The sequence below is a fragment of the Paraplanobispora takensis genome (assembly GCF_016863195.1).
Lineage (GTDB): Bacteria > Actinomycetota > Actinomycetes > Streptosporangiales > Streptosporangiaceae > Planobispora > Planobispora takensis.
On sequence record NZ_BOOK01000027.1, the window covers coordinates 61,496 to 76,943 of the forward strand.

At 73.1% G+C, this 15,448-nt stretch carries 17 protein-coding genes; 10 read left to right on the forward strand and 7 right to left on the reverse strand.

Annotated elements, in window-relative coordinates; translation table 11 throughout:
- Window positions 1–65 precede the first annotated feature (65 nt).
- The 3 genes from Pta02_RS18275 to Pta02_RS18285 all read left to right on the forward strand — a co-directional run bounded on the left by Pta02_RS18275 (window position 66) and on the right by Pta02_RS18285 (window position 2,300).
- Window positions 66–1,118: an ABC transporter ATP-binding protein gene (locus Pta02_RS18275; RefSeq protein ID WP_203876065.1), complete on the forward strand. Its 1,053-nt coding sequence runs from the start codon at window positions 66–68 to the stop codon at window positions 1,116–1,118.
- Entirely contained in the window at window positions 1,118–1,906 is a 789-nt protein-coding gene (locus tag Pta02_RS18280) for an ABC transporter permease (RefSeq protein ID WP_203876066.1), read from the forward strand. The genes Pta02_RS18275 and Pta02_RS18280 overlap by 1 nt, the downstream gene beginning before the upstream one ends.
- A gap of 94 nt (window positions 1,907–2,000) precedes the next feature.
- Window positions 2,001–2,300 carry a hypothetical protein gene (locus Pta02_RS18285; protein WP_203876067.1) on the forward strand — a complete coding sequence of 100 codons (300 nt, stop codon included), beginning with the start codon at window positions 2,001–2,003 and terminating at the stop codon, window positions 2,298–2,300.
- Here Pta02_RS18285 and Pta02_RS18290 read toward each other — a convergent pair.
- On the reverse strand, window positions 2,285–3,391 hold the full coding sequence (locus Pta02_RS18290; RefSeq protein WP_203876068.1) for an NADH:flavin oxidoreductase/NADH oxidase: 1,107 nt from the start codon (window positions 3,389–3,391) through the stop codon (window positions 2,285–2,287). The genes Pta02_RS18285 and Pta02_RS18290 overlap by 16 nt on opposite strands.
- 151 nt (window positions 3,392–3,542) lie before the next feature.
- On the opposite strand from Pta02_RS18290, the gene Pta02_RS18295 reads away from it, so the two are divergent.
- Window positions 3,543–3,890 (forward strand): ArsR/SmtB family transcription factor, encoded by a 348-nt coding sequence (locus Pta02_RS18295; protein WP_307837478.1) that lies wholly within the window; start codon window positions 3,543–3,545, stop codon window positions 3,888–3,890.
- Window positions 3,891–3,908: 18 nt separating this feature from the next.
- Here Pta02_RS18295 and Pta02_RS18300 read toward each other — a convergent pair whose 3' ends face one another.
- Window positions 3,909–4,523 carry a TetR/AcrR family transcriptional regulator gene (locus tag Pta02_RS18300; RefSeq protein ID WP_203876070.1) on the reverse strand — a complete coding sequence of 205 codons (615 nt, stop codon included), beginning with the start codon at window positions 4,521–4,523 and terminating at the stop codon, window positions 3,909–3,911.
- A gap of 147 nt (window positions 4,524–4,670) precedes the next feature.
- On the opposite strand from Pta02_RS18300, the gene Pta02_RS18305 reads away from it, so the two are divergent.
- Window positions 4,671–5,699, forward strand: coding sequence for a saccharopine dehydrogenase NADP-binding domain-containing protein (locus Pta02_RS18305; protein WP_203876071.1), 1,029 nt, complete (start codon window positions 4,671–4,673; stop codon window positions 5,697–5,699).
- Here the strand turns inward: Pta02_RS18305 and Pta02_RS18310 are convergent.
- Window positions 5,689–6,180, reverse strand: coding sequence for a MarR family winged helix-turn-helix transcriptional regulator (locus Pta02_RS18310; protein WP_203876072.1), 492 nt, complete (start codon window positions 6,178–6,180; stop codon window positions 5,689–5,691). The genes Pta02_RS18305 and Pta02_RS18310 overlap by 11 nt on opposite strands.
- A 44-nt stretch (window positions 6,181–6,224) precedes the next feature.
- Between Pta02_RS18310 and Pta02_RS18315 the strand changes: the two genes are divergently transcribed.
- The 3 genes from Pta02_RS18315 (at window position 6,225) to Pta02_RS18325 (ending at window position 9,236) form a co-directional block, all read left to right on the forward strand.
- Window positions 6,225–7,220 carry an NADP-dependent oxidoreductase gene (locus tag Pta02_RS18315; protein WP_203876073.1) on the forward strand — a complete coding sequence of 332 codons (996 nt, stop codon included), beginning with the start codon at window positions 6,225–6,227 and terminating at the stop codon, window positions 7,218–7,220.
- A 119-nt stretch (window positions 7,221–7,339) separates the two neighbouring features.
- On the forward strand, window positions 7,340–8,362 hold the full coding sequence (locus Pta02_RS18320; RefSeq protein ID WP_203876074.1) for an alpha/beta hydrolase: 1,023 nt from the start codon (window positions 7,340–7,342) through the stop codon (window positions 8,360–8,362).
- A 4-nt stretch (window positions 8,363–8,366) separates the two neighbouring features.
- Window positions 8,367–9,236 (forward strand): alpha/beta hydrolase, encoded by an 870-nt coding sequence (locus Pta02_RS18325; RefSeq protein WP_203876075.1) that lies wholly within the window; start codon window positions 8,367–8,369, stop codon window positions 9,234–9,236.
- 97 nt (window positions 9,237–9,333) lie between these two features.
- Here Pta02_RS18325 and Pta02_RS18330 read toward each other — a convergent pair whose 3' ends face one another.
- Window positions 9,334–9,807 (reverse strand): MarR family winged helix-turn-helix transcriptional regulator, encoded by a 474-nt coding sequence (locus Pta02_RS18330; protein WP_203876076.1) that lies wholly within the window; start codon window positions 9,805–9,807, stop codon window positions 9,334–9,336.
- Between the two features lie 98 nt (window positions 9,808–9,905).
- Here Pta02_RS18330 and Pta02_RS18335 point away from each other — a divergent pair, with 98 nt between their 5' ends.
- The gene (locus Pta02_RS18335; protein ID WP_239130864.1) at window positions 9,906–10,802 is read left to right on the forward strand and encodes a nitroreductase/quinone reductase family protein; all 897 of its coding nucleotides are present in this window, start codon (window positions 9,906–9,908) and stop codon (window positions 10,800–10,802) included.
- Window positions 10,803–10,995: 193 nt separating this feature from the next.
- Entirely contained in the window at window positions 10,996–12,309 is a 1,314-nt protein-coding gene (gene secY / locus Pta02_RS18340; RefSeq protein ID WP_203876077.1) for a preprotein translocase subunit SecY, read from the forward strand.
- Here the strand turns inward: secY and Pta02_RS18345 are convergent.
- The 3 genes from Pta02_RS18345 to Pta02_RS18355 form a co-directional block, all read right to left on the reverse strand.
- Window positions 12,284–12,949 carry a response regulator gene (locus Pta02_RS18345; RefSeq protein ID WP_275423587.1) on the reverse strand — a complete coding sequence of 222 codons (666 nt, stop codon included), beginning with the start codon at window positions 12,947–12,949 and terminating at the stop codon, window positions 12,284–12,286. The two genes, secY and Pta02_RS18345, sit on opposite strands and share 26 nt — an antisense overlap.
- Before the next feature lie 88 nt (window positions 12,950–13,037).
- Window positions 13,038–14,081: a sensor histidine kinase gene (locus Pta02_RS18350; RefSeq protein ID WP_203876078.1), complete on the reverse strand. Its 1,044-nt coding sequence runs from the start codon at window positions 14,079–14,081 to the stop codon at window positions 13,038–13,040.
- Window positions 14,082–14,151: 70 nt separating this feature from the next.
- Complete coding sequence (locus tag Pta02_RS18355; RefSeq protein ID WP_203876079.1) at window positions 14,152–15,342, reverse strand: acyltransferase family protein; 1,191 nt, start codon at window positions 15,340–15,342, stop codon at window positions 14,152–14,154.
- Window positions 15,343–15,448: the final 106 nt, after the last annotated feature.

The window sequence follows — 15,448 nt, forward strand, 5'->3', positions numbered from 1 at the left end:
GTCGGCGGGAACCGGGCACTTTCGAGGACTGCGCGGGACCGGCCCCGGTTCCTAGCGTGAGCCGCGTGATCGACATACAGAACCTCAGCAAGAGGTACGGGGACACGGTCGCGGTCGACGGGCTCTCCTTCACCGTGCGGCCGGGCCGGGTGACCGGGTTCCTCGGCCCGAACGGGGCCGGCAAATCCACCACGATGCGGATGGCGCTGGGTCTCGACCACCCCACCGGGGGCCGGGTCCTCATCGACGGCCGGCGCTACCGGGAGCTGTCCGGCCCCCTGCGGCGGGTCGGGGCCATGCTGGAGACCCGGGACGTCCACCCCGGTCGCAGCGCGTACGGCCACCTGCTCTGGCTGGCGCGGAGCAACCGGATCCCCGCCGCCCGCGTCCGGGAGGTGCTGGAGCTGGTCGGGCTGGAGAAGGCCGCCCGCCGGCGGGTCCGGGGCTTCTCGCTCGGCATGACCCAGCGGCTCGGCATCGCCGCCGCGTTGCTGGGGGACCCGCCGGTGCTCCTGCTCGACGAGCCGGTCAACGGGCTGGACCCGGAGGGGGTCCGGTGGATCCGCAACCTCATGAGGGGGCTGGCCGCCGAGGGCCGGACGGTGTTCGTCTCCAGCCACCTGATGGGCGAGATGGCGCTCACCGCGGACCACCTCGTCGTGATCGGCCGCGGCCGGCTCCTCGCCGACACCTCCACGCGGGAGTTCATCGAGGCCAACTCCCGCTCCCACGTCCGGATCCGCACACCCGAGCCCGAGCGGATGCGCCGGGCGCTGACCGCGGCCGGCGTCCGGGTACGGCAGGCGGCGGACGGCACGCTGGAGGCGTACGGGACGGAGGCCGCGGGAGTCGGCGAGCTGGCCGCGGCGAGCGGCCTGACGGTGCACGAGATCGCCACGGAGACGGCGTCGCTGGAGGAGGCGTTCATGCGGCTCACCGGAGAGGGGGCGAACGACCGGACGGCGGCACCGGACACCGCAGACGGCACGGACCGCCAGGAAGCGCCCGACACCGGGGGCGGCACGAATGACCGGACGGCGGCGCCCGACACCGGGGACGGCGCGGGCCGCCGGGCCGTGCGGCCGCCTTCCGGGGAGCGCCGGGCCGGGAGGCGGTGATGGACATGGCCTCCGCGCGCGCGGTCCTCGCCGCCGAATGGGTCAAGATCAGGACTCTGCGATCGACGCCCGTGACCCTGCTGCTGGGCGTCGCCCTCAGCGCCGGTCTCGGCTATCTGCTGGGGCTGAGCTTCAGCGCCGGCTTCTCCGACACGGCTCAGGAGCGGCCCGAGCCCGCCGCCCTGCTCTTCGCCACCTTCTACAGCCTCACCCTCGGCCAGCTCCCCCTGGTGGTGTTCGCGGTCCTGACCGTGGGCGGCGAGTACTCCTCCGGGACCATCCACGCCTCCCTGACGGCGGTTCCCCGGCGCGGCGCGTTCTACGGCGGCAAGATGCTCGCCGTGGCGCTGACGGTGCTGGGCGTCGCGGTGGTCACCGTCCCGGCCGCCTTCTTCGCGGCGCAGGCGGGCCTGGGCCGGTACGGCATGCCCCCGGACGCTGACGGGGTGCCGCAGGCCGTCCTCGGCTCATGCCTCTATCTGACGCTCATCTGCGTCTTCGCCGCCGGAGTGACGGCGATGCTGCGCAGCCCGGCGCTCTCGCTCGGCGTCCTGCTCCCGGTGTTCTTCCTCGGCTCCCAGGGGCTCGGCAACGTCCCGAAGGTGAAGGTCGTCGCGCAGTATCTGCCGGATCAGGCAGGCATGGTGATCATGCGCCTCACCGGCCCGCCCGGGGATCCGGGCTTCGGCCGCCCGTACGGCCCGTGGGCCGGGATGGGCATCCTCGCCCTCTGGGCCGCCGCCGCCCTCATCGGCGGCTATCTGATGCTGCGCCGCCGTGACGCCTGAGGTGTGACGATCGAGATGGGCGGCAAGGGGCCCAATTCTCGCTTTGTGACTCCAGGTAATGGATAATTAACTCTGAGTGAGAGATAGTGGGGGGATGGCAGAGGCCGAATCCCTGGAAAGGCTCCGCGCCCACCTCGCAGAGCGCGGAGTCCCCGCCGATCTGCGCGGGGAAGCCCTGGTCGTCCACCTCCGGACATCGCCCATGCCCGTCTGGGTGTTCGTCGGCTACGGCGGCCGGTTCTTCTCCTGGCAGTGCGCCGAGAAGCGCCACCCCGTGAGCGACGTCGCCGGCGCGGCCGATGCGCTGGTCTCCTACGTCTCCTCGCCCCCCTCCCTGTTCAGGGAGGGGACGAGGTTCAGGGACGGGACGAGGCGCGGTCAGACCGCGCGGTGATACTGGTCGGGCCAGCGCGCCGCGGCCCCGAGCTCCGCGAGCTCGCGCGCCGCCAGGTTCGGCCAGTACGGGTTGCGCAGCAGTTCCCTGCCGAGCAGCACCGCGTCCGCCTGCCCCGAGGCGACGATCTCCTCCGCCTGCCGGGCCTCGGTGATCAGGCCGACGGCGGCCACCGGCAGGTCCGTCTCGGCCTTCACCCGGGCGGCGAACGGGACCTGATAGCCGGGCCCGGCGGGGATGCGGGCGTTCGGCGCGTTGCCTCCGGTGGAGGTGTCCAGCAGATCGACGCCGTGGGCGAGCAGGTCCTTGGCGAAGCGCACCGTGTCGTCCCCGGTCCAGCCCTCCCGGCCGTCCTCGGGATTCTCCGTCAGCCAGTCGGTGGCCGAGATCCGGAAGAAGACCGGCAACCCGTCCGGCCAGACCGCGCGGACGGCGTCCACCACCTCGAGCGCGAACCTGGTGCGGTTCTCGTAGGAGCCGCCGTAGGCGTCGGTGCGCCGGTTGGTGTGGGGGGACAGGAACTCGTTGATGAGATAGCCGTGCGCGCCGTGCACCTCGGCCACCTGGAAGCCGGCGGCCAGCGCCCGCCGCGCGGCGGAGGCGAACCCCTCGACGATCCGCCCGATCTCGTCCACGCTCAGCTCGGCCGGCACGGGATAGCCGTCGGCGAAGGCGAGCGGGCTCGGGCCGACCGGCTGCCAGCCGTGCCGGTCCGGGCCGACCGGGGCGCCGCCGAGCCAGGTGCGGTCGGTGGAGGCCTTGCGGCCGGCGTGCGCGAGCTGGATGCCGGGCACGGCGCCGTGCTCGCGCAGGAACGCGGTGATGCGGGCGAAGCCCTCCTGCTGGCGGTCGTTCCACAGGCCGAGGTCGGCCGGGCTGATCCGGCCCTCGGGTGCGACCGCGGTCGCCTCGGTGATGATCAGGCCGGCCCCGCCCACCGCCCTGGCGCCCAGGTGGGCGAGGTGCCAGTCGGTCGGCACTGCCTGCTCCGGGCCCTCGACGGCCGCGCAGTACTGGCACATCGGGGCCATCCAGACCCGGTTGGGGATGCTCAGGTCCCGCACCGTCAACGGCTCGAACAACGCGCTCACGACATGCTCCTCGGTCGGGGGTCACCGGACTCGGTCGGGGATCGCCCACCACGGGCTCCGGCCGTCCATTGATACGATAGTCATCGTACTACGACGAATGTCAAATTACGATATTCGTCGTACAATGAACGCTCCGACGGGAGGAGCCGCCGTGTCGACCGCAACCGCCAGGGCCCTGGAGCACCCTCGGCTTGAGGAGATCCGCCTGGAGGCCGTACTGCACGCCCTGTCCGACCCGATGCGCCTGCAGGTGGTGCGCTTCCTCGCCGACCTGGGCGAGGGGCGGGAGGCGGCCTGCTCGGCGATCGAGCTGGCGGTCAGCAAGTCGACCACCACCCACCACTTCCGGGTGCTGCGCGAGGCCGGCGTGATCAACCAGGTCTACCGGGGCACGGCGAAGATGAACGCGCTGCGCCGCCACGACCTCGACACCCTGTTCCCCGGCCTGCTCGGCACCGTCCTGGACGCCGAGGCGGCCCAGCGGCGGCGCACCGGCTGACCGCCCGGCCGGGCCGCCTCACCCGCGGACGAGCGCGCCCAGGAGGCGCTCGGCCTCCCCGGCCACCGCGGGGAACGCACCCTCCGGATCGGGGGACCTGGCCAGCATCATGCCCGCCTCGCAGAGCGCGCCGAAGACCAGCTGCGAACGGACGTCGAGATCCCCGCCGGCGATCCACCCCTCCGCCGCGGCGACGCGCATGCCGTCCCGCAGCACCCGCAGCAGGTGCTCATACTCGATCTCGCGGACCGCGTCCCAGCCGAGCACGGCCGGCCCGTCCAGCAGCACGATCTGCCGGAACCCCGGGTCCGTGCAGCACTCCAGGAAGGTCCGGCACCCCTCCCGCAGGGCGGACCAGGAGTCGGGGGCGTGCGCGGCCACGCGCTCCAGCGCGGTGGCGGCCCGGCGCAACCTGCGGACGAACACCTCGCGGAACAGCCCGGCCTTGCCGGGGAAGTGGTGGTAGGCCGCGCCCTTCGTCATCCCGGCCGCCGCGGCGACGGCGGCGAGCGACGTGGCGGCGTAGCCGTCCCGGCCGAACATCTCCTCCGCGGTCGCGAGCAGCCGGGACGAGGTCGCACTCGAACGCTCGGCCTGGGTCCGCCGGACCACGGCGCCGTCCTTGGCGGGCATCGATCCGCCCTCCCTTCTCCGCAGGCTCACCTGCGGAACGCTTCCCTCCCGGCGGACCGGTCGCGCGGTGGTCCTTGACGGGACACTCGATGGAACATACGTTCGATTCGAACAGTTACATACCCTCGGTATGAAAGCGAGCCGGTCATGAACGCACCGCCCATCGCAATCTACGGCGCCAACGGGCACACGGGCCGCCTGGTCGCCGCCGAGCTGCTCTCCCGGGACCAGGACATCGTGCTGTCCGGCCGTGACGCCGGAGCGTTGCGGGCCCTCGCCGAGGAGCTGGACTCCCCGCGGCGCGTGCGGGTCCACCTCGCGCCCCTGGACGACCGGGCCGCCCTGCGCGAGCTCGCCGAGAACGCCTCCGTCCTGATCCACTGCGCCGGGCCCTACGCCCGGACCGGCGAGCCGGTCGCCGCCGCCGCGGCGGCGGCCGGTTGCCACTACGTCGACCACGCCATCGAGCCGCGCCACGTCAAGCACCTGTTCGAGTCCCTTCAGGCGCAGGCCCAGCGCACCGGCGCCGTGATGATCCCCCAGATGAGCTTCTACGGCGCGCTCGCCGATCTGCTGGCCGCGGTCGTGACCGAGGGCATGTCCGAGGTCGACCGGATCACGGTGGGCTACCGGGTCACCGGCTGGCGCATGACGAAGGCCGCGATCAAGACGGCGGAGCTGCTGATCGGCGAGATCGACAGGGTGACCTACACCGACGGGGTCCTGCGCACGGGACCGGTCGAGATCCGCAACACCGTCTTCCCCTTCCCCCCGCCCATCGGCCCCCGCACGATGATCGCGCCCTTCCCCTCCGGGGAGATGGTCACCATCCCCAGGCACGTCCCCGTCCGCACCGTGGAGTCCCAGCTGACCTCCAGCACCTTCGAGGAGGAGCAGATCTTCACCAGCGTGGACGCCGACGCGGCCGAACGGGCGCGCACGGAGTTCATGGTCGCCGTCCAGGCCGTCGCGGCCGGGGGCGGCGGCCGCAACGCGCACATCAGGGGCACCGACATCTGGTGGGTCGGCGCGGTGGCCTCGGTCGAGGCGGCCCTGCTGCTGGCCGAGGGCAGGGAGACCGCCAAGGCCGGCGTCCTCAGCGCCGCCGAGGCCTTCCACGCCCTGCCCTTCCTGCGCCGGATGGAGGAGCTCGGCGCGTTCACGCTCACCGTGTGAGCGGCCCGGCCTCCTCCGCGGCCTCCCCGGCGGTCCCGTCAGCGATCTCACGGACGGTCTCGCCGGCGGTCTCGTCGGCGGCCAGCATCTTCTTCAGCAGGTCCCGCAGCTGGATCCGCTCCGACTCCTCCAGCGCGCCCAGCGGCGCGGCCGCGAAGCCGAGGGAGCGGCGCAGTTCCGTGACGGCCCGCCGGCCGTCGGGGGTGAGCGTGATGTTCTTCACCCTCCGGTCGGCGGGATCGGCCTCGCGCCGCAGGAGGCCGCGCCCCTCCAGGCGGTCCACGATGCCGGTGACGTTGGACGGGTCGCAGTTGAACAGGCGCGCGATGCGCCTCATGGGCAGGGGCCCGGCGGCGATCAGCACGAGCATCTTGGCCTGCAGGGCGGTCAGCCGGTGCCGCCCGGCGGCCTCCTCGTATCTCCTGTTGTAGCGGGCCGCCACCTCTCCCATCAGAGCCACCACTTCACCGGTCACGTTCATGGGGTGATTATATTTGACGTACATCAACCTTTGACGGAGCTCATATGTCTCGGCAGATCAATCTCGCCTCGCGCCCCTCCGGCTGGCCGACCCCGGACGACTTCGACCTGGTGGAGGTGACGCCGCCCGCCCCGCAGGAGGGCCAGGTGCTGGTCCGCAACCTGTTCATGTCGGTCGATCCGTACATGCGGGGCCGCATGAACGACGCCAAGTCGTACGTACCCCCGTTCAAGCTCGGCGAGCCGCTGGAGGGCGGGGCGGTCGGCGAGGTCGTCGAGTCGCGGGCGCCCGGCCTGGCCGAGGGGGACCTCGTCCTGCACGGCTACGGATGGCGCGAGCAGGTGGTCACCGACGCCACCCGGGTGCGCAAGGTCGACCCGATCGAGGGGGTCTCCCCCACCGCCTACCTCGGCGTGCTGGGCATGCCCGGCCTCACCGCCTACGCCGGCCTCCTCGACGTGGCCTCCTTCAAGGAGGGCGAGGCGGTCTTCGTCTCGGGCGCCGCCGGGGCGGTGGGCAGCCTCGTCGGCCAGATCGCCAAGCTGAAGGGGGCCTCGCGCGTCATCGGCAGCGCGGGCTCCGACGAGAAGGTCTCCAACCTGTACGACCTCGGCTTCGACGCGGCCTTCAACTACCGCAACGGCCCGGTCACCGAGCAGCTCCGCAAGGCGGCCCCCGACGGCATCGACGTCTACTTCGACAACGTCGGCGCCGACCACCTGGAAGCGGCGATCGACTCGCTCAACACCGGCGGCCGGGTCGCCATGTGCGGCGCGATCGCGGTCTACAACGCCACCGAGCCCTCTCCCGCCCCGCGCAACCTCTTCCTCGCCGTCGGCAAGCGGCTCACCCTGCGCGGCTTCATCGTCGGCGACCACTCCTCCCGGATGCGCGACATGATCGCGGAGGTCGGCGGCTGGCTGCGGGAGGGCCGCATCTCCGCGCAGGAGACCGTGGTCGACGGCCTGGAGAACGCCCCGGCCGCGTTCATCGGCCTGATGCGGGGCGAGAACACCGGAAAGATGATCGTCCGTCTCTGATCCGCGAGGCGCCCCGGGGCACCGTCCCCGGGGACGGCGTCGCCGGCCGACATGCGGCGGCGGAAAGTATGTCGCCGGACCACACTGCCGGCCGGGGTCCCCCTTGGCAGGATTCGTACATGGAACTCACCGCTCGTGGTCTGCGGCACAACCTCATGGTCCGCGGACCCATCGATGGCCCGCCCGTGCTGCTGGTCCACGGCAACTGCTCCTCCGGGGCGTTCTGGGAGCCGCTGGTACGGCTGCTGCCCGAGCACTGGCGGATCGTCGCGCCCGACCTGCGCGGCTACGGCGGCACCGAGGCCGCGCCGGTCGACGCCACCCGCGGGCTGCGCGACTTCTCCGACGACCTGGCCGCCCTGCTGGAGGCGGAGGAGGTCTTCCCGGCCGGCGCCCGCCCGGTCGTGGTGGGCCACTCCATGGGCGGCGGCGTGGCGATGCAGCTGCTGATCGACGCCCCCGAGCGGATCGCCGCGCTGGTCCTGGAGGCGCCGCTGTCGCCGTACGGCTTCGGCCTGGGCGGGGCGGGCGCGGCCAACCCCGACTTCGTGGCCCGCCTGGCGGCCGGTGACCGCACCGACGAGTCGCCCGCCAGCCCCCGGATGATCCTGCGCACGTACTACGTGGCCGACCCGGCGAGCCTGGGCGCGGACGAGGAACTGCTGCTCGACACGGTCCTGTCCACCGCGATCGGCGAGGGGAACTATCCGGGCGACGCGGCTCCCGGCGACGAGTGGCCGGGCGCGGGCGCCGGACGGCGCGGCGTGCTCAACTCCATGGCGCCGCAGTGGTTCGGCATCGCCGACGACCTGGTCGCGGTCCCCGGCAAGCCGCCGGTGACCTGGGTGCGGGGCGACGCCGACCAGATCGTCTCGGACACCTCCCTGTTCGATCTGGCCTATCTCGGCAAGCTCGGCGCGGTGCCCGGCTGGCCGGGCGAGGAGATCTGCCCGCCCCAGCCGATGGTCACCGAGACCAGGGCGGTCCTCGACCGGTACGCCGAGGCCGGGGGCTCCTACGAGGAAATCGTCTACGAAGGGGTGGGGCACAGCCCGCACATCGAGCGCGCCACCGACTTCGCCGCGGTCATGGCCCGCGTCGTGAAGGAGGCCGCGGCGGCCGACGCGGAGGCCGGTGAGTGAACCGGTGAGCGAGCCGGTTCATCGCCGGGAGCGGGTGCCCGTCCGGGGCGGCACGCTGCGGGTAGGGGTGTGGGGCGAGCGCGGCCCGCTGGTCGTCGCCGCCCACGGCATCACCTCCTCCCACCTGGCCTGGACGCTCGTCGGCCCGGATCTGGGACGCGACCACCGCTTCGTCGCGGTGGACCTGCGCGGCCGGGGCGGCAGCCGGGACCTGCCCGAGCCGTACGGCATGGCGGCGCACGCCGACGACCTCGCCGCCGTGATCGACCATTACGGCGGCGGGCCGGCCCTGCTGACCGGGCACTCGATGGGCGGCTTCGTCGTGGCCGAGACCGCCCGCCGCCACCGGGACCTGGTGGACCGGCTCGTCCTGGTGGACGGCGGGGCGCCGCTCCCCCTGCCCGAGGGCGCGGGCACCGTACGGGAGGCGATCGAGCGCACGGTGGGGCCGATCGTGGCGCGGCTGGGACGGACGTTCGCGACCCGGGAGGAGGGCCGGGACCTGTGGCGCGCGCACCCGGCCTTCGCCGAGTGGACCGAGGCGTGCGCCGCCTACGCCGACTACGACCTGGTGGAGGTGGGCGACCGGTTCGAGGCCGCGTGCCGGCTGGAGGCCGCGCTCGCCGACGCGCCCGAGGTGTACGCGCTGCCCGGCGCCGTCCCCGGGCCGCTGCCGGTGCCCGCCGTGTTCCTGCGGGCGGCCCGCGGCATGCTGGACGAGCCTGACCTGCCGCTGTACGCCCCCGGCCGGGCCACCGAGTGGCTGCCCGGCGTCACGGAGTCCACCGTGGACGGCGTCAACCACTACACGATCACGCTGTCCCCCCGGGGCGGTGCGGCGGTGGCCGCCGCCGTACGGAACCCCGCGCTCTGACCCCGGGGCTCCGCCGGTGCGGGTACGCGAATCGCGTACGGCGGAGCCTCCGGTCCGGGTACGCCGACCACGTACGGCGGAGCCTCCGGTCCGGGCCTCAGCCCTCGCGCTCCTCCCCCTCCTCGGCGAGGACCTCGCGCTCGTAGGCCCGCAGCGTCTCGACGAACAGCAGCCGCTCGGCGGGCGTCAGCGGCTCCAGCGCCTTGCGCCAGGCGCGCGCCCCCCTGGCCAGCCACCTGTCGACCGACTCGCGGCTCTCCTCGGCGATGGCCACGATCGTGCGGCGGCGGTCGGCGTCGTCCTCGCGCCGCTCGACCACGCCCCTGCGGCTCAGGTCGCCGACCATCAGGCTCACCGTCGCCGGGGCGACCTCGAGCCGGGCGGCCAGCTCGTTGACGCCGAGCGGCCCGTCGAAGAGCAGGTACGCCAGCAGCGACAGGTGCCGGGGGGCGAGGTTGAGCGACTGCAGCTGCTCCGGGACCTTGACGCGCTTGATCCGCCCGACCATGCGGGGCATCAGGAGCAGCAGCGTCCGGACTCCGGCTTCGACGCTCAGGCCGTCGGTTGACATAGCTTGATCTCCAAAATAGCTTTGCTTACAAAGCAAAAGTTCTCCGTTGCCCCGGAGGCTATCCAGCCGTGTCTCCGTACGACCAGGAGGGTCACCACGTGGCCGACTATTCCCAGCAGCAGGTCATCGACTTCAACCGGCAGGTCATCGAGGAGTTCCGGAAGAACGGCGGCAGGGTCGGCGGCAGGTTCGAGGGCGCGCCCCTGCTGCTGCTGACGACGACCGGCGCGAGGACCGGCAGGCCGCGGACGAACCCGGCCGCCTATCTGCGGGAGGACGACCGCGTCTTCGTCTTCGCCACCAACGCCGGGTCCGACCGCCACCCGGCCTGGTACCACAATCTGCTGGCCCGTCCCCGGGTCACCTTCGAGATCGGTGACGGCCACCGGGTCGAGACCCGCGCCGCGACGGCGGTCGTGCTCCGCGGCGAGGAACGGGACGGGGTCTACGCCCGCCAGGCCGCGATCGTGCCCGCCTTCGCCACTTACCAGGCCGGGACCTCACGGATCATCCCCGTGATCGCCCTGCACCCGGTGGACCGCGAACGGGCCCGCAGGATCGGCGACGACCTGGCGCGGATCCACGCCGGGCTCCGCCGGGACCTGACGGCCGTACGCGGGGAGCTGGAGGAGTTCCTCGCCGGCCGGCGGGACGCCCCGCCCCGGGCTCGCCTGGGCACGGATCTGCGCGATCACTGCCTGGCGTTCTGCGATGCGCTCCACACGCACCACACCCGCGAGGACGGGACCGGGTTCCCCATCCTCGAACGCCATCACCCCGAGCTCCGCCCGGTACTGGAGAGGCTGCGGCGCGAGCACGTGGCGGTGGCCGGCGCCGTCCACCGCCTGCGGACGCTCCTGGCCGATCCCGGCGGGTCGGATCCGGAGCGGGTCCGGGCGGAGTTCGACCGGCTCTCGGCCGAGCTGGAGTCCCACTTCGCCTACGAGGAGGAGCAGCTCACCGACGCGCTCAACGCCCTCGTCCCGGAGGGCTGAACCCGCGCCGGCCGACCCGCGACCGCCGTACGCGCCACCGCGACCGCCGTACGCGCCACCGACGTGCGCGCCGTGTGCGCCGTGTGCGCCGTGCGCGCCGTGTGCGACGCCGGTGCGGGTACGCGGATCTGCGTACGGCGGAGCCTCCGGTGAGCGGATTCCCGCCGGGGCCCGCGCGGCCAGACTCGGCCGCATGCTCACCCTCCTCGTCCGCGCCTTCCGCGTCCCCGATCTCCGCGGGAAGCTGCTCTTCACCCTGGCCATGATCGTGTTGTTCCGGTTCGGGCAGGTCCTGCCCGCGCCGGGCGTGAACGTGATCGCGGTGCGGGAGTGCCTGAGCAGGTCCGACAGCGGGCTCGTCGACATGGTGCAGCTCTTCAGCGGCGGGGCGATGCTGAAGCTGTCGGTGTTCGCCCTGGGGGTCATGCCGTACGTCACCGCCGGCATCGTGGTCCAGCTGCTCGCCACGGCGGTCCCGCGCCTTGAGGCGCTCAGGAAGGAGGGACGGCAGGGGCAGGCGAAGATCACGCAGTACACGCGCTATCTGACGGTGGCGCTGGCCGTGATCAACGCCGCCACCGTCGTGTCGCTGGCCCGCGCGGGCCGGATCTTCCCCAACTGCGACCGGCGACTGCTGCACGACCAGAGCCCGACGACGGTGGCGGTGATCGTGTCCACCATGGTGGCGGGGACGTGCGTGATCATGTGGCTGGGCGAGCTGATCACCGAGCGCGGGATCGGGAACGGCATGTCGATCCTGATCTTCACCCAGGTGGTCGCCGTGTTCCCGTCCTACCTGTCGAAGATCTTCGTGCTCAACCCGGTCGCGCTGGTGACGATGCTGGTCTCGGGCGTCTTCCTGGTGGCGGCGGTGGTGTTCATCGAGCAGGCGCAGCGGCGGATCCCGGTGCAGTACGCCAGGCGGGTGGTCGGGCGCAGGGTGTACGGCGGGACCTCGACCTACCTGCCGCTGAAGGTCAACCAGGCCGGGATCGTCCCGGTCATCCTCGCCTCGTCCCTGCTGGTCGTGCCGCAGATGGCCGCGCAGCTGACGGGCGGGACGGGACCGGTCGGCGAATGGGTCACGCGCTATCTCGTCTCGGGCGACCACCCGGTCTACATGCTGGGCTACTACGCGCTGATCGTGGCGTTCACCTACCTCTACACCTCGATCACCTTCGACCCGGCGGAGGTGGCCGACGGCATCATGCGCTACGGCGGGTTCGTCCCCGGCGTCCGGCCGGGCCGGGCCACCGCCGCCTACCTGCGGTTCGTGCTCTCGCGGCTGACCGCGCCGGGGGCCGCCTACCTCGGCGCGCTGTCCCTGATCCCGATCATCGCGTTCGCGATCCTGGACGACCCGTCGAGCCAGACGGACTTCCCCTTCGGCGGGACGACCGTCCTCATCATGGTCGGCGTGGGGCTGGAGACGGTGAAGCAGATCGAGGCGCACCTGGAGCAGCGCGCCTACCGGGGCTTCCTCAAGGAATCGTCAGACCGGACCTGACGGCGAAGACGACCAGCTGGGCCCGGTCGCGGGCGTGCAGCTTGACCATGGCGCGGCTGACGTGGGTGCGGACCGTGTCGGGGCTGATGACCAGTTCCTTGGCGATCTCGTCGTTCGACCGGCCGGTGGCGACCCAGGCGACCATCTCCCGCTCCCGGGGCGTGAGGGTGTCGAGGCCCTCGACCGGGGTGACGTCGTGGCGGCCGAACAGGCCGATGACCTTCCTGGTGACGGAGGGGGACAGCAGCGCCTCACCCGCGGCGACGACCCTGATCGCGTGGACGAGCTCCTCGGGGGCACTGTCCTTGAGGACGAACCCGCTGGCCCCGGCCTGCAGGGCGGCGAAGACGTAGCTGTCGACCTCGAAGGTGGTGACGACGATCACCCGGGTGGCGCTGACCTCCGGGTCGGCGGCGATGGCCCGAAGGGTCTCGATGCCGTCCATGCCGGGCATGCGGACGTCGAGGAGGAGGACGTCGGGGCGGGTCTCGCCCAGCAGCCGCAGGGCCGCGGCGCCGTCGGCGGCCTCACCGGCGAACTCCAGGCCGGGCTCGCGGTCGATGAGCGCCCGGAGCCCCATGCGCACGACGGCCTGGTCGTCGGCGAGCGCCACCCGGATCGGCCCCGTCCGCGAGGTCACCCGACGCCCCCGCCCACAGGACGCCCGGATCGTACGGCCCGCGCCGTCGCGCGGGCTCCGCGGGAACCAGCCCGCACGGCCCGCGCCGTCACGCGGACTCCGCGGGGAACCGGGCCACGACCCGGAAGCCGCCGCCCTCCCGGGGGCCCGCGCTGAACGTCCCGCCGGACTCCGTCACCCGGGCCCGCATCCCGGCCATCCCCCGGCCCTCGGCCGTGCCCGAGGGGCCGCCGCCCCGGTCGGCCACCTCCAGGACGAGCTCGCGCGGGCCGCCGGTGACGCTCACCAGGGCCCTGGTCGGCCCGGCGTGCCGCATGACGTTGGTCAGGGACTCGCGCACGACCCGGTAGACCACGTCCTCCAGGTGGCCGGGGACCTCCGGATCGGCGGGCTCGACGTCGACGGGCAGCCCCGCCGCCCGGACCCCGTCGATCAGCAGGGGCAGGTCGTGACCCGCTCTCCCCGGGTCGAGGGCGTCGAGCGCGAAGCGCAGGCGGCCGAGCGCCTGCGTGCTGGTCGAGCGGATGGCCTCCAGCGACGCGCGGGCCTGGGCGGGGTTCTCGTCGAAGACGAGCAGGGCGACCCCCGCCTGCATGGCGATGGTCGCCAGATCGTGCCCGGCGACGTCGTGCACCTCCCCGGCGATGCGGGCCCGTTCCGCGGCGATCAGCTCCCGGACGTCCGCCGGTGACCCGGCGCTTTCCACGAGCGCCGCCGGGTCGGCCGGGGTCACCGCGGGGACGCGCTTCACGAGCGGTACCGGGTGGGCCGGGGCCACGGTGGGGGCCGCCCAGGCGGCCGTGCTCACCGGCCGGTCGGCCGTACCGCGGACCTGGCCGGAATCGGCAGAAGCCTTACCGGAATCGCCGGAGACCCGGCCGGGGACGTGGCCGGGACCGCTGGGAACGCGGTCTGGGCCGCCGGGGACGTGGCTGGAGCCGCCGGGAGCCTGGCTGGAGCCGCCGGGAGCCTGACCGGGAGCGCTCGACGGCCAGGGGATGGCGAGCCAGCCCACCCACGCCAGCATCAGGATGACCGGCAGGTCGCGCAGCCGTCCGAGGCGGGACAGCCCCGACGCGGCCACCGCGAGAGAGTTGCGCGGGCGGCCGTCCGGACGCGTGTGCTCGGTCACCGCTCTCCAGGAACAGGCTCGTGTGAGCTCGACGGGCTCGTACGAGCCGATCCTAGCCAGTGCCGAACGATCATGCTCGGGGCCGCGTATCACCGTCCGCCAAGGGGTCCAGGGGGTCGGCCGGGCTCTCCGCGGCGGGCCGGGACGACCGGGCGGGCCGCGACAGCCGCCGGCCGAGGCGCCGGCCGGGCTCCTCGACCAGGCGGTGGGTCAGGTGGGCGAGCGGCACCAGCAGGAGGAGGAACAGCACGAGGTTCGGGCTCACCCGCAGCAGGAGCGGGTGGAGCAGATAGAGGGAGAAGCTGATCACCCCGAGGTGGGCGAGCCATCCGGGGAACTCGCGGTGCCGCATCGCGAACGCGGCCGCGAAGAAGGCGGCGGCCAGCAGGATCGCCGGTGCCCAGCCGGGGTCGTCCTTGGCCGGGATCCCGCAGACCAGGACCGTCACCACGGCGGCGACGGCGGTACGCCACCGGATCGTCCCCTGCTCGGCGCGGTACACGGCCGTGCCGGCGAACATCGCGGCCAGGACGATCAGCCCCTGCCACGGGCCGATCCGGCTGCCCAGGATCACCAGCGCCAGGCCGAGGAAGCCGCCCGCCACCGCGGCGGCCGTACCCACCCCGCCGCGGGCCCGCGCCGACACGACGACGACCGCGACGACCGCGAGCCCCAGAGTCGCGGCGAGCAGGTCGGCACGACCGCTGATCACGGGGCGGGTCAGCACGAGTCCGAGGGGTACGGCCGACAGGGCCAGCGCGATCGCGACCGCGGCCGACCCGTGCGCCCGCCGTACGGCGAACAGCCCGACGGTCAGCAGGTAGAACGCCATCTCGTAGGAGAGCGTCCACATCACGTCGACGACGGCGGGCACGCCGAGCAGTTCCTGCAGCATGGTCAGGTTCCCCAGGACCACCAGGGGCAGGGGCCGCGCGCTCAGGCCCGGATGGAGAGCGAGCGCCCCGGCGTACGCGAGCAGGAGCGCCAGGACGAGCGCGACGAGCAGCAGGGGCAGCAGCCGGAAGGCCCGGCCGATCCAGAAGGCCCGGACGTCGCCGCGCCGCTCCAGGGAGGCGGGGATGATATAGCCGCTGACCAGGAAGAACACGAAGACGCCCCAGGTCCCGACGTCGATCCTGCGGTCCACCTCTCCCCAGAGGCCCGGGATGAAGGTCCAGCCGGCGTGGTGCATCGCGACGGCCAGCGCGGCGGGACCCCGTACGGCATCCAGCCAGGTCAGTCGGGGAGACGTCGGGACCATTTGCCCGACTTTAGGGCATCTTCTCCCTATAGATGGCCCCGATGAGGGAGTGGCCGCCGGGGCCGCGGTGAGTGTGACGAACGCGGCATCCGGCCAGAAATATCCG

Excerpts from the sequence above, each read along its gene's own strand:
- Pta02_RS18310 (WP_203876072.1), bottom strand. The coding sequence starts at position 6,180 with ATGAACGTGACCGGTGAAGTGGTGGCTCTGATGGGAGAGGTGGCGGCC.
- secY (WP_203876077.1), top strand. The coding sequence starts at position 10,996 with ATGCTCACCCTCCTCGTCCGCGCCTTCCGCGTCCCCGATCTCCGCGGG.
- Pta02_RS18300 (WP_203876070.1), bottom strand. The coding sequence starts at position 4,523 with ATGCCCGCCAAGGACGGCGCCGTGGTCCGGCGGACCCAGGCCGAGCGT.
- Pta02_RS18315 (WP_203876073.1), top strand. The coding sequence starts at position 6,225 with ATGTCTCGGCAGATCAATCTCGCCTCGCGCCCCTCCGGCTGGCCGACC.
- Pta02_RS18280 (WP_203876066.1), top strand. The coding sequence starts at position 1,118 with ATGGACATGGCCTCCGCGCGCGCGGTCCTCGCCGCCGAATGGGTCAAG.
- Pta02_RS18355 (WP_203876079.1), bottom strand. The coding sequence starts at position 15,342 with ATGGTCCCGACGTCTCCCCGACTGACCTGGCTGGATGCCGTACGGGGT.
- Pta02_RS18285 (WP_203876067.1), top strand. The coding sequence starts at position 2,001 with ATGGCAGAGGCCGAATCCCTGGAAAGGCTCCGCGCCCACCTCGCAGAG.
- Pta02_RS18330 (WP_203876076.1), bottom strand. The coding sequence starts at position 9,807 with ATGTCAACCGACGGCCTGAGCGTCGAAGCCGGAGTCCGGACGCTGCTG.
- Pta02_RS18305 (WP_203876071.1), top strand. The coding sequence starts at position 4,671 with ATGAACGCACCGCCCATCGCAATCTACGGCGCCAACGGGCACACGGGC.
- Pta02_RS18320 (WP_203876074.1), top strand. The coding sequence starts at position 7,340 with ATGGAACTCACCGCTCGTGGTCTGCGGCACAACCTCATGGTCCGCGGA.